We start from the raw sequence: 22283 nt of genomic DNA, 5'->3' as shown, positions 1-22283 counted from the left end.
CGAACCCTGGCAAGGCAGCGCCAATACGTCAGCGCCAATCATTGAGCCACCAGATTTTGGCCTGGCGCCGCCGGGAGTAGAAATAGAAACACTGCCAGACAAGAGGCAGAAATTGGCTCCCGACACCAGCAAGCTGACGTTGGACGAGCCCGGCGCGCAGCTCGGCCAAGCGGGCCCACCGCCGCCGCCTGCACCGGATACCTCGCACATTAAGCTGGAGAAATTGAATCCGTTTACCTAAACGGTTCGGCGGGCTTACGACAGACTAACTGTGGTATTTCGCGAATACGTCCATGACGGCATCGCGATTGGCCAGAAAGATATCAACCAATTCCGGGTCAAATTGAGAACCGCGGTGCTCGCGCAGATAGTCAAAGACCGTATCGACAGGCCATGGCTCCTTGTAAACCCTCGGGGTACTCAGGGCATCAAACACATCAGCTACGGATGTTATCCTGCCAAACAGGGGGATATCCTTGCCCGAAAGCTGTCGCGGGTATCCCTTGCCGTCCCAACGCTCATGGTGTGTACCCACGACACGACGGGCACTTTTGAGCAAAGAACTGTGTTGGCTATCCAGGATAGCCTCTCCCCGGGCGACGTGATCCTGCATAAGGATACGTTCCTCGGAGGTAAATCGTCCCGGCTTATTCAAAATCACGTCGGGGATAGAGATTTTGCCAACATCATGCATAGCGGCTGACAACTCGAGCTCTTCCAGCTCCAACGCGCTGAGGTTGAGGTTGCGACCAATTATCTTGGCGTACTCGGACACCCTGACAACGTGGTTTTTCAATTCCGGCGAACGCTCTTCGACCACCGCGCTGAGCATCAAAACCAGTTTGCGCTGACTGCTCAACATTTCCTGATTTACGCTGTGGTTTTCAAAAGCCACGCCCACATTGCGACAAAACAGGGCTACCAATCGATGGTCCGACACGGAAAATTCCGCATCGCTCGTCATGTAGACCACGTGCTTGGCACCGGCAGATGTCTTGAAAAATACAGTGAAGTAGCCGTCGCCGAAATAGGGCTCATTGGTGTCCAGTGAGCGCCGAATCCGCGCTACCACTTTCTGAGGTAGAACGTCCTCGATACGCTCACCCACCATAGAATCGTCGTTAGAACTCGCCGTGATAACCAGCTCAGGGCCAGTTTCGATATCGGCTCCAACCGCAACGCCTCGCACCATCACCGTGTCGTCATTGGCATAGAGCAGTGCCGACAACTGTTTCAAGACACCGCGAGCAAACTGCACGAGAGAGGAGCTTTCAAATAGCGAGCCCGAGGCTTCGATGACCTTTTCCAGCCCCTCGCGATTCTGCTTCAGAGCCACCAACTCTCTATAGTGGCTCAAGCTGGTGTAAACCAACGTATGCATTTTACTGGCGGTGAGTTCTGTCTTCTCTTTGTAGTCGTTGATGTCGTAGCGCGCCACCACTTCGCGCTCAGGCGCCTGGCCAGGCTGACCCGTGCGTAAAATAACCCTCACATCCGAGTTGTTGAGCTCTCCCCGAATACGGTCAACAGCCTCCAGCCCTGCGTGCTCGGTTTCCATCACCACATCCATCAAGACCATGGCGATATCCGGTTCCCGTCGCATCACTTCGATGGATTCTTTGCCTGTGTAGGCGTGCAGGAATGACAGTGGACGACCGTGTACCTCCACATCGCGCAGACTCAGCTCTGTCACTGCATGAACCTGCGGCTCGTCGTCGACCAACAGTATTTTCCACGGGCCAGCACAATCAGGAGGCTCTCTTTCAGAAACTATCCCCTCATCGGCAAACACCAACGCGTCGCTGGACAAATTACTCATTAAATTTCCCTACGCAGCCTGAGCAGCGATGTAATTCTGCTTAACACGAGGGATATTGCGGCTAACAACCGACCCTGATGCGCTTTACAGCCGAACAGCCGTCATACGCCGTGCAGCTTCGACCTCTATCGTGCGCAAGGGGCCAAAAGCCCACAATCGGTAATTACTCTTATAACATTTATAAATACTTTGGAATTCAAGAAGTTGTGCGGCGTAACCGTTCAGTTATGCAGGGGAAATCGAAGGGTAACCCGGAGACCGGGGAAATTGTCGGCGAGCTGGACACTGCCGCCATGAAGCTTGACTACCGCGTTAACCAAGCTCAGGCCAAGGCCATTGCCCGGTTGCTCACTGCGGCTTGCCTCCACCCGGTAAAAGCGTTGCAACACTTTTTCTCGCTCTGCAGGCGGAACACCGGGGCCGCTGTCGGCAATTTCTACGAGATACTGATCCTGCTGTTCCCAGAGGCGGACACTGACAATACCTGTCGCAGGCGTGTATTTGATGGCATTGTCGACCAGGTTGGCGACCGCCTGAAACAGCAGGTTTCTATCCCCCTGAAAGGTCGCCACGGTTGCGAGATCAGCATCAAGTTTCTGCGATTTGTCACAAGCCAGCGGTTCATAGAGTTCAATTACATCCAGCAGAATGGTTTTGAGATCAACCGAACTGAAACCCGCTCGGGGATTGCCAGATTCTACCTGTGCGATGCGCAACAAGGCGCTAAATGTGGCGAGCAGGCCGTCAGCCTCATCAATCAGCTCCTGCACTTTTTCCGGTTGATCCGTACCCTGCTGCAGATCTGAAAGGCGATTTCGGAGCCGGGTTAGCGGGGTACGCAGGTCGTGCGCAATGTTGTCGGATACCTGACGCATACCCAGCATCAGCTGCTCTATCTTGTCGAGCATTTTGTTCAGGTTCTCGCCCAGACGCCGGAAATCGCCGTGACTGTCGTGAATTGCAATACGCTCACTCAGATCGCCAGACATAATACGATTGAGACTTTGGTTCATCTGATCGATGCGTGTGACCAATCGCCCGGCAACGAAGGCGCCGCCGATGGTCCCCAGTACAATCGTCACCAGCATGGAACGCGTCAGCACACCGCTGACCAGTTTCGCGCTATTGATAACATCGGCGTAATGACGCGCCACCATCACCGTTTCGCCCGTAGGCAGCGTGCGGGACCGGGCCACAAATTCAGTCCCCACGTCGTCCCAGTCACCCGATAGCAGCTTCATATCAAAGCCCATCCAGCCATCGCGGTACTGGCGCGGATCGGGCCAGCGATCCAGGTTCCCGGCGATGGGCCGGTAATCTTCATCCACCACCAGAAAGAAAAACCGGATCAGACGATCTGGCCCGGCGTGCACTTCAACAAATTCATCCACCGCCCGTGCCCCGCCTTCCCTATAGGTTTCGGTGAGGGCATCGAGCTCTTCCTGAATGGTACTGTGAACCTGGGTAAAGTAATCGCGGGAGATCAGCGTATAAATGACCGCAACCACGAGAAAAACCGTGATGCTGAGTCCGACCACATAGCCGGACATGAAGCGGAAGGTAAAGCTGTTGAATACCTTACTGAGGATCATCCAGCATATATCCGGCGCCACGCACAGTGGTCAGCAGCTGTTTATCAAATCCCTTGTCTATTTTCTGGCGCAAGCGGCTGATATGAACATCAATAACATTGGTCTGTGGATCAAAATGATAATCCCAGACATTTTCCAGCAACATGGTGCGAGTCACCACCTGACCGGCATGACGCATCAGGTATTCCAGCAATTTGTATTCGCGCGGCTGCAGGTTAAATATTTCACCTGCGCGGGTAACCTTATGTGCCAATAGATCCATTTCCAGATCGCCTACTTTCAGGCGGGTTTGCGTGGCTGTGGATTCCTGACGGCGCAGCACCGCTTCGATACGAGCGAGCAGCTCAGCGAACGCGAACGGTTTTACCAGATAGTCGTCGCCTCCGGCTTTTAGCCCCTTGACCCGATCATCCACGTCACCCAGGGCACTGAGTATTAACACCGGTGTGGCGTTGTTTGACGCGCGCAGCGTCTGGATGATGGTCAGGCCATCCACATGGGGTAGCATTCGATCGATAATGGCGACATCGTAGTTTTCGGTGGTTGCCTTAACCAGCCCCTGCTTGCCATCGGCCGCGTGATCGACGCTGTAGCCGCTTTCCTTGAGGCCTTTGACAATATAATCCGCCACACTGGCGTCGTCTTCGATTACCAGAACACGCATGAGCAAATCCTGTTTGGTCTTATTGGTGCGGGCTATGTTTCGCACGTCCAGTTTATTGTGATGCCAGAGCCCGAGTTCAGGCGAGATTAGCACTATCCACTGCGTGTGTCAGCGCTGCGTCCGCGGCATTACAGGATAGTAAGCGAAGCAGATGCTACAATGCGCGCCAAAATTCTGCGGGAAACATCACCAGATGCCAGACAACGCCAACTCTTCGCAACTTCCTCCGGCCGGCGTACTGCCACGCATTATGGCCATGGTCTACGACGGCATGTTGCTGTTCGCACTGCTATGCCTGGCAACACTGGTGGCCGTGGTGGTTACCGGCAAGCTCGACCCTAATATTCCCGAAGCCAGTAGCAAAGTCATGCACGAGGCAGATCCTCTGCTAGGAGGTCTCGGTTTTCAGGTCTATCTGGTGATGGTGGTAGTTGGCTTTTACACCCTGTTCTGGCGCAAAAATGGCCAGACGCTAGGCATGCAGGCTTGGCGTATTCAGGTTCAGGCAAGCAGTGGCGGCAAGCCCGGCTGGGGTCAATGCATCGTGCGCTGCCTGACCGCTATCATTTCAATGGCGCCGGGCTTTCTCGGCTACTGGTGGGTGTGGATTGATCGCGATAATTGCAGCTGGCATGACCGCCTGTCTGGGACAAGGGTATTGCGCTTGCCGAAGAAGGCTAAGGGCTGACGCCCAGGGCTCAGACCCGACGCATCATCATTGCCACGCCAAACAGCATGCAAAGGCTGATCGGTATCAAGGTTGCCACCAGCGGTTCAAACCCAAACACTAAACTGGCCGGCCCCAGCATATCCTGCAGCGTGCGAAACACGATACCGACCATCACCCCGGTAAACACCCGAAACCCCATTGTTACCTGACGCAGGGGCCCGAACACAAAAGAGATGGCTACCAGCACCAGCGCGATGATGGCAACCGGTTGCAGTATTTTCTGCCAGAAGGCGAGCTCGTACTCCGCGCCACTCAGGCCCTGATCTTGCAAGTAATTAGCGTAACGCCAGATGCCGCTGATGGACAGATCAGCCGGTTCCAGCGCCAGCAAATTCAACAGCTGTGGCGTTAACTCCGTATCCCAATCGCGCTGGGAAAAATCCTCTCGCTCGGCCCCGCCCGCGCTAAAGGTCGATAGCGAACCGTCCTCCAACCACCACTGACCATCGGTAAAGCTCGCACGGCGAGCAAAGGTGACACTTTCGAGTTCGCGCTGCTCACCAAACTGGTAAACCAGCACCCCGTGCAATACACCACCGGCTTCTACCGCGTTGAAATGCATATAGCGGTTGCCCTCGCGGTGCCACATGCCGTACTGCGAATGCACCTTACCCTCTTCCTGCAAAGCGATGGCACGCTCACTTTCCGCGATCTGCTGGAAACGCGGCGCTATAAACTCCGCCACCACCAGACCCGCCAGCGTCAGCAGGATGGTTGGTTTGAGCACCGCCCACACCAGACGGCGAGTACTGATCCCGGCAGCGCGCATCACCACCAGCTCACTGGTGCCCGCCAGTGAGCCCAGCCCTGCCAGACACCCAACCAGAGCCGCAAAGGGCAGGTATTCGAACAAACTGCTCGGCGTGGTCAGCAGTACGTACTGCACAACTCTGCCGAAGGTATAGTCACCCTCAAGATCTTCCAGCTCGTCGATCAGGGTGGTCAGCAGATCAATGCCGACGATGACCAGCAACACCATAATCACTGCTGCTGCCACGGTTCGACCAATATAGGCATCAAGCTTATACATCAGTGTTTCACCCCACTGATACGCCGCACCCAGTCAGGCCCCAGCAAAAAGAGAAGTCCCAGCAACAGAAACACCGCGTGAATCACCCAGAGCCCCGGCACAGTGGCCAATTCACCGCTCGCCAAGGCCTCGCGCCCGGCATTAAGACCAATCAGGTACACCATATAAAGAAGAAAGGCGGGAAACATTTTCGCATAGCGGCCACTGCGGTGGTCTGTTTTGCTCAATGCCACGGCCAACAGCGCCACCACCGGCACCAGCAGTGCCAGCGAAATACGCCACTGCAGCGCTGCGCGGTCATCAATGCGCTCAGACTCCCACAATTCGCGGGTGCTTTTGCCGTCAGCTGCTTTGCGCCCGCGCGACTGGGTCTCGTCCTGCAGCCACTGGCCATACCGCTCAAAGCGGGCAACCTGATAGTCGAGGGCTCCGGGTTGACCAACATAGCGAACGCCCTTGTCGAGCAGCAGATAGCGCTGGCCGGTCTTCTCATCCCGATCAAACAGCCCCGAATCCGCGCCAATGACAGACACCAGTATTCGGCCATCGTCGGTTTCCATCGGCTGCGCGATAAACACCCCTGACATACCGTCATTTTCACGGTTCAGCTTTTCTATATACGTTACCCGACCGCTGTTGTGATCCAGCCGAAACCGCCCCTCAACCGCAGCTTTCAGACCATCCGAACCCTTACTCTCCACCAGCAGACGCTCATAGGCGCGAATCCCTGCCGGCGTCACCACGGTGCTGAGCAAACCCACTGTTACCGTGACCAGTAGAATGGGCACGGTGGCCAGTTGCAGCAGCTGCAGACGACTGATACCGCAGGCATTCATCACCGCGATCTCTGAATCCACATACAGACGGCCATAACTGAGCAGAATGCCAATAAACAGACCGAGCGGCAGAATCACTTCCAGAAAGTTGGGCAGGCGGTAAAGCATGATGAGGAACAGAAAGTCAGGTGCGAGTTCACCTGCGGCAACATCTGCCAGATATTTGATCAGCCGGCCACTCATGATGATCACCAGCAAGGTGAATGTGACCGCAAGCATCGATTTCAACAACTCGCTGGTGATGTAGCGATAAAGAATCAACGTTAGACCCAACTTTCCTGAAAGAATCGCAGGCAGTACACTGTCTGCCCACTAAAACGTGTCATTATCCTTACTTTCGACCGACTTCGCGAGATCAAACATGCAAATCAGCCTGAAAGCCCCGACTTCTCCCAGCCGTCAGAAATCTGCCGCCCTTGTCGTTTTGCTAACCAGCGACGATCTCAAAAAGCCCAGCGGCGACGATGCGCTGAACGAACTGATCAATCGCATCCATAAACGCGGTGACTTCGAGGGCAAAGCGTCTCAGACTTTCCTGCTGCCCCTGTGCGACACCCTGAGCGCAGAGCGCCTGCTGCTGGTTGGGCTTGGTGAAGCAAAATTACTGGACGAAAAGGTGTTCGACAAGGCTACGACGGCGATGTTCAAAGCCATCCGACAATACAAGCTGGGCGATGCCGCGATTTTACTGAACCAGAGCACATTGAGCGAAGAAAGCCAGATCCGCCGTCTGGCCTGCGGCGCAGAAACCAGCAATTACCAGTACACCGCCTCGCTGAGCAAGAAACCGGATCCCAAGCTGAAAAAACTGTTATTGCTGGCTAGCGCGAACAGCGCCAATCGCAAAGCAATGGCCCAAGGCCAAAGCATCGGTCGCGGCATCAACGTCGCTCGCGAGCTCGGCAACCTGCCCGGCAACTACTGTACCCCCACGTTTCTCGCGAAAGAAGCCAAGGCACTGGGTCGCAAAAGCGACAAACTGAAGGTTTCTGTGCTCGACGAAAAGAAAATGCGTGAACTGGGCATGGGTTCCTTCCTCTCCGTCACGGCTGGCACCGACGAGCCCGCCAAAATGATTGTGATGGAATACCACGGTGGCAAGAAATCGGACAAACCCCGGGTGCTGGTCGGCAAAGGCATCACCTTCGACAGTGGCGGCATTAGCATCAAACCCGGCGCAAAAATGGACGAGATGAAATTCGACATGTGTGGCGCCGCCAGCGTTATGGGCACCATGACCGCCGTGACTGAACTCGAACTGCCCATTAATGTGGTGGGGATTATAGCTGCAGCGGAGAACCTGCCCAGTGGCCGCGCGACTAAACCCGGCGATGTGGTGACCAGCATGTCTGGCCAGACCATTGAAGTACTCAATACCGATGCCGAAGGACGCCTGGTACTGTGTGACGCGCTCACCTACGCCGAGCGCTTTAAACCTGCAACCGTCATTGATATTGCCACCCTCACCGGCGCCTGCGTGGTGGCCCTCGGTAAGCATGCCACAGGCCTTTACAGCAACAGTGATGATTTTGCCCGACAGCTGATCGATGCTGGAGAGCGCAGCGGCGACCGCGCCTGGCAAATGCCACTGTGGGATGAGTATCAGAATCAATTGGACTCCAACTTTGCCGATATCGCTAACATCGGCGGCCCGGAAGCCGGTAGCGTGACCGCCGCGTGTTTCCTGGCGCGATTCACCAAGAATATGACTTGGGCCCATCTTGATATTGCTGGCACTGCCTGGCTGTCCGCCCCGAAAGGAGCCACCGGTCGTCCGGTCGGACTGCTGATGCAATACCTGCTCGATTGCGCGAACTAAAGCCCGCGATGACCAAAGTCGATTTTTACATTCTGCAGTCGGCGCAGCCGCAGGACGCCCTCCTGTATGGCTGCCGGCTTGCCGAAAAGGCACACAAACGCGGCATGAGTATTTACCTGCACTGTGCCGATGCGGCGCAGGGCAAGGCCGTAGATGACTTGTTGTGGAGCTTTTCGCCAGAGAGCTTTGTTCCTCACAACCTGAAAACTGCTGATAGCCATGCAAGCATCGTGGTCGCCTGGGATCAGGAGCCGCCCGCAGGCGGCGACCTTTTTATAAATTTTGCCCCGAAAATTCCTGATTTTTTCAGCCGATTTGCACGACTTGGCGAGATTGTCTGCCAGGCACCAGACTGGCTTTCACCCAGCCGCGAGCGCTACCGGTTCTACAAAGACCGCGGTTATCCGCTCAATACCCACAAAATAGCCGCCTAATCACTGGCGTTGCGCCCTAGCGACGCGAGTCAATTCCAGTATAATTGTTCGCCTTTCATTCCGGGCAATCCCAATCGCCCCTCAGCTGTCACACATCGGATTTATGGACAAGACATTTCAGCCAGGCAAAATCGAAGCCCACTGGGGCAAGCAATGGGAAGACAGCGGTTATTTCCGCCCGTCTGGTAGTGGTGAATCCTACTGCATTATGATTCCGCCGCCGAACGTGACCGGTAGCCTGCATATGGGCCACGCGTTCCAGGATTCCATTATGGACGCACTCACCCGCTACCAGCGTATGAAAGGGCGCAACACCCTGTGGCAAGTAGGTACCGACCACGCCGGTATCGCCACCCAGATGGTGGTTGAGCGAAAACTCGCCCACGAAGAAAACAAAACCCGCCACGACCTCGGACGCGACAAGTTTCTGGAAAAGGTCTGGGAGTGGAAAGCGGAGTCAGGCGGTACCATTACCCGTCAACTGCGTCGCCTCGGCGCCTCAGTCGATTGGGACAACGAACGCTTCACGATGGACGATGGCTTTTACAAGGCCGTTCAGGAAGTCTTTGTCCGGCTCTACGAAGACCAATTGATCTACCGCGGCAAGCGCCTGGTTAACTGGGATCCAAAACTTCACACAGCCATTTCCGATCTCGAAGTTGAGAATCAGGAAGAACAGGGTCACCTGTGGCACTTCCGTTATCCCCTGGCGGACGACGCTAAAACCGCAGACGGCAAAGACTACCTGGTGGTGGCGACCACACGGCCGGAAACCATGTTGGGCGACACCGCCGTTGCGGTTAACCCCAAGGATGAGCGCTATGCAGATCTGATCGGCAAATTCGTCACCCTGCCGCTGGTTAATCGCCGCATCCCGATAATTGCCGATGACTATGTCGATCGCGAGTTTGGTAGCGGGTGCGTCAAAATTACGCCCGCCCACGATTTCAACGACTATGCGGTTGGCCAGCGTCACCGCCTACCCATGATAAACATCATGACAGTCGATGCAGCCATTCGCGCCACAGCCGAAGTGTTTAACAGCGATGGTTCGGAAAATACCGAGCTCGACGCGAGCCTGCCCGCGGATTACGCCGGCCTAGATCGCTACGATGCACGCAAACAGATTGTCGCCGCTTTCGAAAATGCAGGTCTGCTGGAAAAAATAGACCCACACACACTCAAGGTGCCGCGCGGTGATCGCTCGGGCCTGGTTATAGAGCCGCTGCTCACCGACCAGTGGTTTGTCGATGCCAAAACCCTCGCCAAGCCAGCTATTGAAGCCGTGGAAGACGGGCGCATCCAGTTTGTCCCGAAACAGTATGAAAACATGTACTTCTCCTGGATGCGCGACATTCAGGACTGGTGCATCTCCCGTCAGCTCTGGTGGGGCCACCGTATTCCCGCTTGGTACGATACACAAGGCAATGTCTACGTTGCGCGCACTGAAGAAGAAGCCCGCAGCAAGTACAACCTGGCAGACAATGTTGTGCTGAATCAGGACGAAGATGTACTGGACACATGGTTCAGCTCTGCCCTGTGGACCTTTGGCACACTGGGCTGGCCGGAAGTCACTGAACGCCTGAAAACCTTTCACCCAACCGATGTGCTGGTGACCGGCTTTGACATCATCTTCTTCTGGGTGGCGCGCATGGCGATGATGACCATGCACTTTATGAAAGACGAAGATGGCACGCCCCACGTGCCCTTCAAGACTGTCTATGTCACCGGTCTGATCCGCGACGAGAGCGGCCAGAAAATGTCGAAGTCCAAGGGTAACGTACTCGACCCGCTGGATATGATCGATGGCATCGAACTCGACGATCTGGTGGAGAAACGCACTGGCAACATGATGCAGCCCCAGCTCGCCGAAAAAATCGGTAAGCGTACCCGCAAGGCCTTTCCCGAGGGCATCAGCGCCCACGGTACAGATGCCCTGCGCTTCACGCTCTACTCGCTGGCGTCCACCGGTCGCGACATCAATTGGGATATGAAGCGCCTGGAAGGCTACCGCAACTTTTGCAACAAACTGTGGAATGCCGCTCGCTATGTGCTGATGAACACCGAGGGCGAAGATTGCGGCATCGACAGCGATGTCGCATTGAGTCTGGCTGACCGCTGGATTATCTCGCAGCTGCAGGAAACAGAAGCGGCTGTTGAAAAGGCACTGGCCCAATACCGCTTTGATCTGGCGTCACAGGCTATTTACGAATTTGTCTGGAACGAATACTGCGATTGGTATCTGGAATTGTCCAAGCCAGTGCTGTGGGACGATAACGCCAGCGCAGAAGCCAAGCGCGGCACCCGCCGCACTCTGATCAATGTACTGGAAGCCGTGCTGCGCCTGGCACACCCGTTTATGCCTTTTATCACGGAAGAAATCTGGCAAAAGGTCGCCCCTATTGCCGGCGTAGAAGGCGACAGCATCATGCTTCAGCCTTACCCGGAAGCCGAACCGGAGAAACTCAACCCGCAAGCGACCGCCGATGTGCAATGGCTGAAAGAGGTCATCGTCGCCATCCGCACCATTCGCGGCGAAATGAACATTCCTCCGGGCAAGCAGATTCCCGTTCTGCTCAGCAACTGCAGCGCCGAAGACGAACGTCGCATCAACGAAAACCGCCAGTTTTTGACTACGCTGGCCAAGCTCGACAGCATCACGGTGCTGACAGAACATGACCAGAAACCCATGTCTGCCACCCAGCTGGTTGGTGCCATGGAGTTACTGGTACCCATGGCGGATCTGATCGACAAGGACGCCGAACTCGCCCGCCTGACCAAGGAAATCGGTCGCCTCGAAAAAGAAGTGCAACGTCTGGCCGGTAAGCTCGGCAACGAGAAGTTTGTTAGCAAGGCACCGGCCGAGGTTGTCGAAAAAGAGAAAGAAAAGCTGGCCGCGCAGGAGCAATCCTTGCAGAAAATGCGCGAGCAACACGACACCATAGCGGCGCTGTAGTCGCCGCTATGGGTTACAGACCTGTAAGCAATTGTCACAACAAGATTTTTTGAAGTCTGGACAGCCAAAACACACAGTTATAGTATTAACAGCAATGTAGGTAATTAGTCCGCTGTACTGTGTACCTCAATAAAAATAAAAAGCGCCGAATACTCGGCCCAAGAAGTTGGCAGTCATTCCTGCCCCCACCTCCTGTTGCTACTGATAATTCCGCCCCGGCGGGATGCGGCCTTCCGTTGCATCGGGTTTGCTATCTGGAGAAGTTCCATGAGTAATCGCATGACCGGCACCGTTAAATGGTTCAACAACGCCAAGGGTTTTGGTTTTATTTCCCAGGAAACCGGTGATGATGTCTTTGTGCATTTTCGCTCCATCCGCGGCGATGGCTACAAAACACTCGACGAAGGTCAGACAGTAGAATTCAATCTGGTGGAAGGTCCCAAGGGCTTTCAGGCAGAAGATGTGGCGAAGGTCTGACTCGCACTAAGCGTGCCATCGCGGTAATGTAGTCACCCCAAACATTCGAAAGGTACCGCGATGAAACCCACCGCCCTGGTGACAGGCTGCGGCGCCGGACTGGGTCTGGCCCTGGCAAAACAGCTGATTGCACAAAGCTGGCGGGTGATTGCGACCTCCCGCAATCCCGACACTCTGCCCTTTTCCCACCCCGACCTCTTTCCTGTCGCACTGGATTTGTCGGCGCCGGATACTTTTCCCGCACTCGCCAACCAATGGCGCGAAGACATTGGGCCAATATCCCTGCTGATTAACAACGCCGGCTACGGCCAGATGGGACCAGTCATCGAGGTCCCCTGGCAAACGCTACAGCAACAACTGCATATCAATGTAGTAGCGCCTCTGGCATTGGCCCAGGCAGTGCTGCCCCAGCTGGAAGATACAGCAGGCACAGTAGTTAATATCGGCAGCGTATCCGCCCATCTGACCACGCCCTTTGCAGGTAGCTACTGCGCCTCAAAGAGCGCCCTGCACAGCCTGAACGACGCCATGCGCCGAGAACTGGAACCGCTGGGTATCAAAGTGCAATGCGTCATGGCTGGCGGCATTCTCAGCAATTTTGGGCAGACGGCGCGGGAAGAGCTCGACAAGACCTTCCCGCTGCGCTCCCGCTACCAGAAAATCGTGGATCATATCCGTGAGCGCGCCGAGCTCTCGCAGAAAAACGGGAGCCCAGCCGAATCGGTAGCTCAGCGTATTGTCCACGCCGCTTTGCACCAGCCCGACAAGCCCTATATCAAAGTGGCCGCCGGGGTTCATCAGCTCTATCTGCTCAGCCTGCTCCCACACCGCCTGCAAGACCGCTTGCTGCAGCGCCGCTTCGGCCTCACCAAACTGTGAAATTGATGCGTCAGATTAGAGCCCCTTCCGTTGACGTGGTAAACTTTGCGCCGCGCATTTTTCAGCCCATCGAGAAATGCGCTAACACCTTGAATTTTGACACTTTATAGAGAGAACTATGGTATTTACCGTTAAATTGGCCGCCGCCGCTGCTCTGGCCGCCATTGCGACTGTCATCGCGCAACTCACCAGCGCAGCGCCGCTTTTCAGTAGCTCGGCCCTGACTGCATTCTTAGGCTTCTTCCTGGTAAGCCTCGCCTCATTTCTGGTCAGCCCATGGCTGCCCGTCATGATGGAAAAAATGACACCTCAACGTGAAACCGGTAGCGTCAAATGGTTTAACGCCAATAAAGGCTACGGTTTTATCACTCGCGAAAACGGCGACGACGTGTTTGTCCACTTCCGCTCCATTCGTGGCAAAGGTCGCCGCAGTCTGCAGGAAGGACAACGCGTAGAATTCGTCCTGTCTCAAGGCGATAAAGGTGCACAGGCCGAAGATGTGAGAGAACTGAACGGCTAGCGCTCAATAGTGCGGGGGGCGCTCATTAGTGACAGGCCGCGACTGCTCTACGTCGTCGGCCAACGCTGTGAACGCCTGCTGCAAACGCTTATAGCGTTGCTCCAGATCGTCAAGCCTACGCCCCTGCTCCACAATGGTACTGTTCAGACTGTTCAATAAATCTTCCTGAAATGCGTACCGCATCTGCAGATCCGCCAGCTGACTGTCTTTTGGTGAATCTGTCACCGCACCGCTCCCATTGAGTTTTCACATAATCTGCTGCGCATTATAGGCAGGTGCCGCCCCCAGACAAGGACTTGTTCCCAAGGGGCAGTCGTATTAAGAAAAGCGTAAAATCAATTACACCCACAATACCAAGAGATAGCTATGAGCCGCGTATATTCGACTGAGCAGGGCCGCATCTGCCCCGGGTGCGATCAGCCGGTAACATCCTGCCGCTGCAAAGCGCAACAAGCAGTCCCCTCAGGCGACGGCATTGTCCGTATCAGCCGGGAAACAAAAGGTCGCAAAGGCAAGGGGGTTACTCTGGCAAGTGGTGTACCGCTCACAGACGACGCCCTGAAATCGCTGGCGAAAAATCTGCGTCAGAAGCTGAGCACGGGTGGCAGCGTGAAAGACGGGATCATGGAATTTCAAGGTGATCAGCGCCAGGCACTGAAGGCGCTGCTGGAAAAAGAAGGCTATAAGGTCAAACTGGCCGGCGGCTAACAGTCCAGCTATACGGCATCACCCCGCTTTCTTGCCCGAGTTATCCGACACTAGTTTTATCCCCTCTTGCAAGGGCTCCGGCGGTGGCTCGCTGGGCTTAGCAAACAGTGAAAGCAATCCCTGACACAACAATTGTTGGGCGCCAACCAGCCATAGCGCCATCATCAACACCCGCTCCAGCGCAAAGCTGGTTACCGGGCGCGCAGTGCGCAGCCAGTGATCCAACATGCATAACTGAAAGGCCAACAGCAGTGGCACGATATAAAGCAACGCCGCTGCAGTGTGCGCTGTCGCCTCGCTCCATCCTGCAATTGCCAGGGAGCTGGCAAACTTTGCAACCGGCAGCTGCATAGCGGAGTAACTCACACCAGCCAGCGCCGCGGCCGACAGGCCACCCAGCCAGAAGCGCCAACGCCGCCCCAATTCAGCTATGCGCGCTAAGGTATCGGTCCAGCGACAAGCACTGGCAAGCACAGTGCCGGCCAACAACAAAGCCAACAGCACCAGACCAGGCCATGCCCGCTCCCATCCAGTGTGCAGCTCTGGGGAGACAGGAACCAGCGACCCCAACATATCCAGCAGGTATACGCTCAACGCCACCGAAAACACCAGCGCGATCGTGGTGACAATGCCACTGGCCACGCCCCGCAGCGCACGGCGGCGGTGAGGCCCCTCAATCAACAGCGATTCGACAAAACCGGACGCTGCCACCAGCCGCTCTGAAGCGCGCTTCACATCGCACCAGTAGGCTTCAATATTACCCATCCGGTTGGTAATGCGGCGCCAGTAACGCTCGCTTTCCATCAGGGCACGCCCCCGCACAGCGGCCGCCCAGCGAAATTCCCGCAGGGTTTCCTCATGATGACTTTCGGCGGCGTCGAGCATCGCGCGCAATATTTTAGCCGTAGCAGGCTGCGCCCTGTCCCCGGGTAATTTGGCAATGGCATCGGCAGCCACCACCCACTCCGGCGCTTCCGGGCGCTCCATTCGGGCGCTGTCCAACTCCTGACTGGCTTTTGCAATCAGACCATCGGCGTCAGTGCACAGCGATTCCACCCGCTGCCAGCGAATCGACAAAAGCTGCATGAAATCGACAATGGACAGCCGATAGCGCATCTTCCCATAGTACTGCGCAAGCGTGGCAAAGGCCTGAACCGTAGCCTTATGACGAATTTTCAACCGTTCTGCCAGCGCTGTATGCGCTCTTGTCAGACGCGCCTGATAAACCACTAACAACGACTCGCAGCCGCGCCGGATCACCGCACGCTTCCAGGCAAGCAGCGTAAGAACAACCCCGGCAAATAGGCTCAGTAGCCACCAGGGCAACACTATTCCGGCTTCTGTCATGAATACTCCCATCGTTCAGCCTGCATCAACTGACCCGAAGATTGGCTTACCTGAAGCTTATCGGTATAACTCACCTATCGCTAGCCGTCCTTGCAAAACAATCACTTAGCAGGCAACCAGGGCATTGAACAGAGTCAATAGGTACTAGCACTTACCGCACATTTCCATATTTATTTTTAAAAAGTGAATCTAATCCACTAATAACTAAAAGATTTTTGACTTATGGTCGCAACTGTACTAAAACAGTTACAAGGGCGCAAAGTATTCACACTCTTTCGCTGGAGACAAACGGCTTTTACGCTGGTCATAACTAACAGGACAGGCAAAAAACGTTCGATTTTCGGCGCGGGGAAACCAAAGCCATGATGAATGTGTCTGAGCTGCGAGAACAGATCATTGGACCAACCCTGAAGTATCTGGGCATCCACTCTAACGTTGCGGAAGAGCTGCTGCTGGGAACGGCCGCCCTGGAATCCCAGCTCAACCCGCTACACAAAGACGCCGATGGCGTCGGTATCTACCGCATCACACCTAAACAACATCGGCAGATTTGGGACGATTATCTCGCATTCAAACCCGATCTTGCCAGTCGTGTCAGAGGTCTGGCCAGCCAGCACCGCTTCCTGCAAGACCCGGACACAGAACTTAGCTGGAACCTCAGCTACGCAACTGCAATCGCATGGTTGATCTACCAACGCGAAGAAATCGTGCTACCCACCCCGGCAGAAGCAGATCAACTGGGCGCACTATGGCGCAAATGTTTTGGTCATCGCACCAATGCACGCAAATCCGAGAAACATTTCAATGGCTGGCTGCAGGAATACCGTCGCAGCCTAGTGGCCGCCTGACCGACAACGCTTGCACTAATCGCCCTCAAGTAAAACAAGGTCTTCGGGACGATCAATATCAGCCTGCGCCGGCATTTCCACCCAAGACCACTGTAACGCCTCTAACCTTCGTCGGGTTTCCTCCGCGACCAGGGAGCTACCCCAGGCTATGTTGCAAAACAACTCCGGGGCGTACCGTTTTAACCCCAGTGCCACATAGCCGCCGTCGTGAGCAGGTATCATTACCGCATCCGTCGTCTGCAAGTGCGACAACATGTCAGACAACAGTCGTCCTTTCACGCTCGGGCAGTCGGCGCCTACTAACACGACAGCCTCAGCGCACCGCAGTGATTGCCGAACCGCGTGACTCATCCGAGCGCCGAGATGGCGGCCTCGCTGCTGCTTAATGGCAAAGCCATGGCGCTGCGACAGATCGGCAAAGTGGCTGTGCAGCGCCGTCACATGAAGTTCGACGGAGCATGCAGACGGCGCCTGCGCCAGATTTGCACAGCAGGTCTCGAGCAGTTTGCAGTGCAGCGCCAGACACTCGGCGGGGGTCAACACACGCTGCATTCGAGTTTTCACCTGCCCAAGGATAGGCGCCTTGGCGAACAGGCAAATCGTCACTTCCACTGCATCAACTCCCGTAATAACGCTTATGCAAAGTGGTTGGCGACACGCCCAGCACAAAGAGCAGGCGCAGATACCACATTAGCACCATCGTGCGGATCACCCCTGCCTGCTGCCAGCGCCGGCTCGAGGAAACGACAGGCGAAGGCCAAATGTAGGGTTTTGCCAACTTCCGCAGTTGTTTGCTGATCGCTACATCCTCCATCAGCGGTAACGGCGGATAACCATCGACGCGCTGAAACACATCGCGCCGAATAAAAATGGTTTGATCCCCGGTCGCCACAGAAGTCAGTCGGCTGCGCCAATTCATCATGCGCGCGATCACCCTCAACATTGGCGAACCCGGCTGCAGTTCCACCGGGAAAAAGCCCCACAGCGGCGACTCACGACCCAAAGTCTCCACGAAATCGGCAAAGTTTCCTGGCAGGCGGGTGTCCGCATGCAGAAACAGCAGAGCACGCCCCCGAGCGCTACTGGCGCCGGCATTCATCTGTGCGGCACGTCCGCGAAACCCTGTAACGACCTGATCAGCCCATGTTTCAGCAATACCAACGCTGTTGTCCTGGCTACCGCCATCAACAACAATCCACTCAACGCCAGGTAGGTTGCGGTTGGGGCTGCGTCCCAGGCACGCGAGGTTATCCGCCTCATTGAGCACCGGGAGAATAATGCTCACACTAATATGCAAAACGATACGCCCAAAAGGCTCTCAGTATGCAGATTGGCCTTACACGTGCCAAGCTTACACACACTCTCAGGTGTTCACGGTTGGACTGTTGCCTCGCTCAGGCTAGAATAGCCGCCTTTATCGGCCCCGGTGGCACAGCTGGATAGCGCGGTCCCCTCCTAAGGGACAGGTCTCAGGTTCGAATCCTGACCGGGGCACCACTTACACAGTCGCGGAACGGCATTGCCTGTTCTGATAATTGACGCACGCTAATCGGGGATTCCAGATTTGGCCAGCACGCAAACGGGGCAAGACGGCTGGCAGGTGTACATGCGCCTGCTTAAATACCTAAAACCTCTCATACTGCCTTTTTCACTCAGCATCCTTGGGTATCTCGTATTCGCGGCCACCACACCAGCCCAGGCAAAAATGCTGGAGCTGCTCGTAGACGCGATTGAAAATAAAGATCACGACGCTCGCTATTACATTCCACTGGCCATAGCCGGGGTGTATCTGGTGCGCGGCATAGGCACATTCCTGGGCACCTATTTCATGGCGCTGGTGGGCACCCGCATCGTGACTCAGCTGCGCACGGAGGTGTTTGGCCACCTGATGCATTTGCCCGTAAGCTACTACGACAGCGAAAACAGCGGCCAGATTGTTGCCCGTACGGTGTTCAACACCGGCTTGGTCACCGATGCCGCCACAGACGCACTGCGCACATTGATCCGCGAGGGTTTTACGGTTATCGGTTTGCTGGCCTACGCGTTCTATCTCAACTGGAAACTGTCCCTGATATTTCTCGCCATTGCGCCGCTACTGGCCATTATTGTGGCGTCAGTCGGCCGCCGTCTTCGCAAGCTCAGCAGCAAAGTGCAAGATTCGGTGGCGGATATCACCCAAGTCTGCTCCGAAGCCATTACCGGCAGCCGTATGGTGAAAACCTTCCTCGGTGAGCAGCGCGAAACCGATCGATTTGTCAGCGTGAACGAACGCAACTACCGCCAGCAAATGAAAATGGTGAAAGTGCAGGCCATCAACACGCCAGTGATGCAGCTCATTATTGTACTGGCGATGGGCATCATCGTTTTTCTGATTCTGGCGCCTGAGTTTCTTTCGCAGATGACTACCGGTCAATACGTTGCCTATATCACCACCATCGGCCTGATACCAAAACCGGTACGACAGCTGTCAGGTGTAAACGCAATCATTCAAAAAGGCATCGCCGCAGCCATCAACATTTTCAACGTGCTGGATCTTGCACCGGAGAAAAACACCGGCACCCGACGCATTGAAAAGCTCAACGGTGAGATAGACGTTCGCGATCTGCGTTTTGGCTATGAAGGCAGTGATGTACCCGCCCTGAAAAATATCAGCTTCACTGCGCAACCGGGCACGGTAACCGCTCTGGTCGGGCGCTCTGGCAGTGGCAAGTCAACGCTGGCCTCGTTGTTCGCCCGTTTTTACGATTATGAGCAAGGCCAGATTCTGGTCGACGGTGTCGATATTCGCGAATACGACCTCTACGACTACCGCGCCCAGCTGGGTATCGTTACCCAGAATGTTGTTCTGTTCAACGACACCATTGCCAACAACATTGCCTATGGCTGTAACGCGGCTCTCGGCGACGAACAGGCTGTTCGTCGCGCCGCCGATGCGGCATACGCCACGGAGTTTATCGAGCGCCTTCCAGAGGGTTTCGACACTCTGGTCGGTGAAGGCGGCCTGAAGCTGTCTGGTGGACAACGTCAGCGTCTGGCTATTGCTCGCACGCTACTTAAGAACACGCCATTGCTGGTACTCGACGAAGCCACCTCGGCCTTGGACAACGAATCTGAGCGCGCCATACAAAACGCGTTAACCGATTTTATGAAAAGCCGCACAACCCTCGTCATTGCCCACCGCCTGTCAACCATCGTGAACGCCGATCAAATTCTGGTCATGGACGGCGGCGAAATTGTGGAGCGTGGCAGCCACGCTGAGTTGCTGGCCCTGGGTGGCTACTATGCCACCCTCTATGAACAGGGCTTTGAAGAAACCTGAGCGCAATCAGCTCACGTGTGCGGCACTGAGAATGCCGCACAGGGCGTCAACAAGATTGCCGGCAAAGCTGTCCAGGCCGGCGATCTGATAACGCCCTTCACGCAGTCCTCGCTCGAAGGCCGCTACGCTGTGAATCATGCAAGCCCCCATCATCAGCTGACGCTGTTGACGTAGCAGCGGGTCGCTCGCCGGCACGAAAGGCTCCAGCCGATTACTGATTTCCAATACACGCTGCTGCCAGGGCTTATTCCGATTTTCGTTTTCCAGAAAGGCGGGAAAACTTACCTGCAGCCGCGCCAGAAATTCGATGTAGTGGCTGTCCGGCCCAGCTGAACGAATATGCTCCATCATGGGCACAACCAGACAGCGCACCAGCTCACGCATATTATCGCCCGCGCCGCTATTGTCCGCTTCGCGGAGCATCCCTTCGCGCACCTGCTCAATGCCGCTCATGCGATACTCTAAAATGGCGCTGAACAAACCCTCGCGATCACCAAAGTGATACTGCAGGGCGGCGACATTCTTTTGCCCTGCGGTACGGGCAATTTCCCGCAACGAGACAGATTCAATTCCCTTACTGGCAAACAATTGTTCTGCCGTCAGAATCAGGCGCTCGCGGGTGCCCTCGGGCATTAGCACAGTCACCTAGTTATGCCTGCATCTCACTGGCGAGAAACTCCAGAGTGCGATCGAACTGCCCCGGCTCCAGCTCCATCACCGCCGCATTCAGGTCTGTCACACCGGCATCACGCAATGACTGCAACTCCTTGAGCAAGGTGGTTTCATCGCCCACCAGGGCAATGTCACCAGGCCCCGAAGCACCTTCGCGTTCCAGCATAGCCTTGTAGGAGGGCAGCTGACCGTACAGGGCCAGCTGCTCGGCAATCGTTGCTCGCGCAGCGTCTGGCTTGTCGGTGAGGACAACAGGCAAGCCCGCCACCACACGTGGCGTCGGCCGCCCTGCCGCCGCAGCGGCCTGCGTGATGGTTGGAACAATATGATTGGCCAGGGTTTTGGCTCCGGTCATCCACGTAATCGTGCCTTCCGCCAGCCGGCCTGCAATATTAAGCATGCGCGGTCCCAGTGCGGCGACGATGACTGGGGGCTTACTCGGGGCATCGTGCACTTTGAAGGTCGCATTCACGCGATATTGGGCGCCGGCGTGGCTGGTTGATTCGCCGGCCAACAAAGGCTGCAACACTTCCAGGTACTCTTCCATATGGCTGGCAGGCTTGCTGTAGTCCAGACCAAACATGTCTTCGACCACGAACTTATGCGACAGGCCAATGCCCAGCACAAAGCGCCCCCCCGCAGCCGCCTGACTCGTCAGCGCCTGCTGCGCCATCGCCACCGGATGACGTGGATAGGTCGGGGTAACCGCCGTGCCCAATTCCAGCGACTGGGTAGCATAGCCAACAATACCCAGAGTGGAGATTGCATCCAGCCCAAAAATATTCGGCATCCAGCAACTGGCAAAGCCGCGCGCTTCGACGTCTTGCGCGATATTAATGAGATTATTCAAGGTAACTTCAGGACCGCTGCTGAGCCCGATTTTTATGCCAATTTTCATTGCGTTGTCCCCGTTATCTGTCGATGCCCGCCATAATACAGGCTGACATGTGAAAATTCCTCGGATTCGGCCAGATCCGGCACGGTAAACGCGCGCTGCCCTCCCATACGGACATAACCGGGTTCTGAGAAATCGCGGATCCGCGAGTCCGCCAGCAGAACCTCATCAGCACGCTGTAAAAAACTTTTCAGTAGTGGCAGGTTGGCGCGGTCATAGAGCACGTCGGCAACAATCAGGAGATCGCAGGGCCCCTCGTAATCATTCGCATCGGCAACGTAATCCAGCGTCACATCATTTAACGCCGCGTTAAGCGCACTGGCCCGCAAAGCATCCGCGTCGAGATCACAGGCAATAACCCGCTCAGCGCCTGCCAATGCCGCCGCTACGCCAACAACGGCGGACCCACAACCAAAATCCATCACCGTTTTACCCGCCACCCAGTGCGGGTTATCCAACACAAACCGCGCCAACACCTGGCCGCTCGCCCAGCAAAAACACCAGTACGCGGGGTTATCCATCAACCACCGAATTTCCTCATCGCTGAGCGCATGCTGGGGGTAATCTTCGTTAAGCAGGAACAGTTCAATTTCGGGCACCAGTGGCAGCCTGGTTTGCTCGATGCGTGCACCGCGCACAGAGCGCTCCACCAGCGCCGTCAATTCGGCATTAAGACCTTTGCGAGACAAGAATCGCCATCCTATACTGAGCATTATGGGTAGACAGCGGAGCATTGTA

At 55.8% G+C, this 22283-nt stretch carries 22 protein-coding genes, 1 tRNA gene and 1 pseudogene; 12 read left to right on the top strand and 12 right to left on the bottom strand.

Going from position 1 to position 22283, the window contains the following annotated elements; genetic code table 11:
• Nucleotides 1-241: pseudogene (locus tag AC222A_RS08005) on the top strand (hypothetical protein); the annotation flags it as partial.
• 24 nt (nt 242-265) lie between these two features.
• On the opposite strand, the gene AC222A_RS08000 reads toward AC222A_RS08005, so the two are convergent.
• The 3 genes from AC222A_RS08000 to AC222A_RS07990 all read right to left on the bottom strand — a co-directional run bounded on the left by AC222A_RS08000 (nt 266) and on the right by AC222A_RS07990 (nt 4075).
• On the bottom strand, nt 266-1819 hold the full coding sequence (locus AC222A_RS08000; protein WP_372749053.1) for an HD domain-containing phosphohydrolase: 1554 nt from the start codon (nt 1817-1819) through the stop codon (nt 266-268).
• Between the two features lie 221 nt (nt 1820-2040).
• Nucleotides 2041-3411: a sensor histidine kinase gene (locus tag AC222A_RS07995; protein WP_486774836.1), complete on the bottom strand. Its 1371-nt coding sequence runs from the start codon at nt 3409-3411 to the stop codon at nt 2041-2043.
• Complete coding sequence (locus AC222A_RS07990) at nt 3398-4075, bottom strand: response regulator transcription factor (protein WP_372749632.1); 678 nt, start codon at nt 4073-4075, stop codon at nt 3398-3400. The genes AC222A_RS07995 and AC222A_RS07990 overlap by 14 nt, the downstream gene beginning before the upstream one ends.
• Nucleotides 4076-4268: 193 nt before the next feature.
• On the opposite strand from AC222A_RS07990, the gene AC222A_RS07985 reads away from it, so the two are divergent.
• Nucleotides 4269-4763: an RDD family protein gene (locus AC222A_RS07985; protein ID WP_372749631.1), complete on the top strand. Its 495-nt coding sequence runs from the start codon at nt 4269-4271 to the stop codon at nt 4761-4763.
• A gap of 10 nt (nt 4764-4773) precedes the next feature.
• Here AC222A_RS07985 and lptG read toward each other — a convergent pair whose 3' ends face one another.
• Nucleotides 4774-5835: an LPS export ABC transporter permease LptG gene (gene lptG, locus AC222A_RS07980; protein WP_372749630.1), complete on the bottom strand. Its 1062-nt coding sequence runs from the start codon at nt 5833-5835 to the stop codon at nt 4774-4776.
• A complete protein-coding gene (gene lptF / locus AC222A_RS07975; RefSeq protein WP_372749629.1) occupies nt 5835-6944 on the bottom strand; it encodes an LPS export ABC transporter permease LptF in 1110 nt (369 codons plus the stop codon). The genes lptG and lptF overlap by 1 nt, the downstream gene beginning before the upstream one ends.
• An 88-nt stretch (nt 6945-7032) precedes the next feature.
• Between lptF and AC222A_RS07970 the strand changes: the two genes are divergently transcribed.
• From AC222A_RS07970 to AC222A_RS07945, 6 genes are all read left to right on the top strand, one after another.
• Complete coding sequence (locus tag AC222A_RS07970) at nt 7033-8490, top strand: leucyl aminopeptidase (RefSeq protein ID WP_486774835.1); 1458 nt, start codon at nt 7033-7035, stop codon at nt 8488-8490.
• 8 nt (nt 8491-8498) lie between these two features.
• Nucleotides 8499-8924 (top strand): DNA polymerase III subunit chi, encoded by a 426-nt coding sequence (locus tag AC222A_RS07965; protein WP_372750329.1) that lies wholly within the window; start codon nt 8499-8501, stop codon nt 8922-8924.
• Nucleotides 8925-9027: 103 nt separating this feature from the next.
• On the top strand, nt 9028-11880 hold the full coding sequence (locus AC222A_RS07960) for a valine--tRNA ligase (RefSeq protein ID WP_486774834.1): 2853 nt from the start codon (nt 9028-9030) through the stop codon (nt 11878-11880).
• Between the two features lie 267 nt (nt 11881-12147).
• Nucleotides 12148-12357: a cold-shock protein gene (locus AC222A_RS07955; RefSeq protein ID WP_372750503.1), complete on the top strand. Its 210-nt coding sequence runs from the start codon at nt 12148-12150 to the stop codon at nt 12355-12357.
• Between the two features lie 60 nt (nt 12358-12417).
• A complete protein-coding gene (locus tag AC222A_RS07950; RefSeq protein WP_372759384.1) occupies nt 12418-13236 on the top strand; it encodes an SDR family NAD(P)-dependent oxidoreductase in 819 nt (272 codons plus the stop codon).
• A 118-nt stretch (nt 13237-13354) separates the two neighbouring features.
• Nucleotides 13355-13756, top strand: coding sequence for a cold-shock protein (locus AC222A_RS07945; RefSeq protein ID WP_372749251.1), 402 nt, complete (start codon nt 13355-13357; stop codon nt 13754-13756).
• Nucleotides 13757-13759: 3 nt separating this feature from the next.
• Here AC222A_RS07945 and AC222A_RS07940 read toward each other — a convergent pair whose 3' ends face one another.
• Nucleotides 13760-13981 (bottom strand): SlyX family protein, encoded by a 222-nt coding sequence (locus AC222A_RS07940; RefSeq protein ID WP_372749250.1) that lies wholly within the window; start codon nt 13979-13981, stop codon nt 13760-13762.
• Nucleotides 13982-14122: 141 nt separating this feature from the next.
• On the opposite strand from AC222A_RS07940, the gene AC222A_RS07935 reads away from it, so the two are divergent.
• Nucleotides 14123-14464, top strand: a complete 342-nt coding sequence (locus AC222A_RS07935; RefSeq protein WP_486774833.1) for a translation initiation factor Sui1 — start codon at nt 14123-14125, stop codon at nt 14462-14464.
• A gap of 18 nt (nt 14465-14482) precedes the next feature.
• Here the strand turns inward: AC222A_RS07935 and AC222A_RS07930 are convergent, their stop codons facing one another.
• Entirely contained in the window at nt 14483-15811 is a 1329-nt protein-coding gene (locus AC222A_RS07930; protein WP_372749248.1) for a hypothetical protein, read from the bottom strand.
• A gap of 362 nt (nt 15812-16173) precedes the next feature.
• On the opposite strand from AC222A_RS07930, the gene AC222A_RS07925 reads away from it, so the two are divergent.
• A complete protein-coding gene (locus tag AC222A_RS07925; protein ID WP_372749247.1) occupies nt 16174-16659 on the top strand; it encodes a hypothetical protein in 486 nt (161 codons plus the stop codon).
• 15 nt (nt 16660-16674) lie between these two features.
• Here AC222A_RS07925 and AC222A_RS07920 read toward each other — a convergent pair whose 3' ends face one another.
• Together AC222A_RS07920 and AC222A_RS07915 are read right to left on the bottom strand one after the other, a co-directional pair.
• A complete protein-coding gene (locus tag AC222A_RS07920) occupies nt 16675-17271 on the bottom strand; it encodes a TIGR04282 family arsenosugar biosynthesis glycosyltransferase (RefSeq protein ID WP_372764839.1) in 597 nt (198 codons plus the stop codon).
• Nucleotides 17272-17275: 4 nt separating this feature from the next.
• A complete protein-coding gene (locus tag AC222A_RS07915; RefSeq protein WP_372749245.1) occupies nt 17276-17944 on the bottom strand; it encodes a TIGR04283 family arsenosugar biosynthesis glycosyltransferase in 669 nt (222 codons plus the stop codon).
• A gap of 135 nt (nt 17945-18079) precedes the next feature.
• Between AC222A_RS07915 and AC222A_RS07910 the strand changes: the two genes are divergently transcribed.
• Nucleotides 18080-18156, top strand: a tRNA-Arg gene (locus AC222A_RS07910).
• Between the two features lie 67 nt (nt 18157-18223).
• Nucleotides 18224-19978, top strand: coding sequence for a lipid A export permease/ATP-binding protein MsbA (gene msbA / locus AC222A_RS07905; protein ID WP_372759045.1), 1755 nt, complete (start codon nt 18224-18226; stop codon nt 19976-19978).
• A gap of 6 nt (nt 19979-19984) precedes the next feature.
• On the opposite strand, the gene AC222A_RS07900 is transcribed toward msbA, so the two are convergent.
• The 3 genes from AC222A_RS07900 to AC222A_RS07890 are packed head-to-tail and all read right to left on the bottom strand — an operon-like array spanning nt 19985 to nt 22234.
• Complete coding sequence (locus AC222A_RS07900) at nt 19985-20611, bottom strand: TetR/AcrR family transcriptional regulator (RefSeq protein WP_372750481.1); 627 nt, start codon at nt 20609-20611, stop codon at nt 19985-19987.
• A gap of 16 nt (nt 20612-20627) precedes the next feature.
• Nucleotides 20628-21548, bottom strand: coding sequence for an LLM class F420-dependent oxidoreductase (locus tag AC222A_RS07895; RefSeq protein ID WP_486774832.1), 921 nt, complete (start codon nt 21546-21548; stop codon nt 20628-20630).
• The gene (locus AC222A_RS07890) at nt 21545-22234 is read right to left on the bottom strand and encodes a class I SAM-dependent methyltransferase (protein ID WP_372797875.1); all 690 of its coding nucleotides are present in this window, start codon (nt 22232-22234) and stop codon (nt 21545-21547) included. Before AC222A_RS07890 ends, AC222A_RS07895 begins: the two co-directional genes overlap by 4 nt.
• Nucleotides 22235-22283: the final 49 nt, after the last annotated feature.

The sequence above is a fragment of the Litorivivens sp. genome (assembly GCF_057445395.1).
Note: the sequence above shows the minus strand (reverse complement) of the source record. Positions and strands in the feature narration are given on the sequence as shown.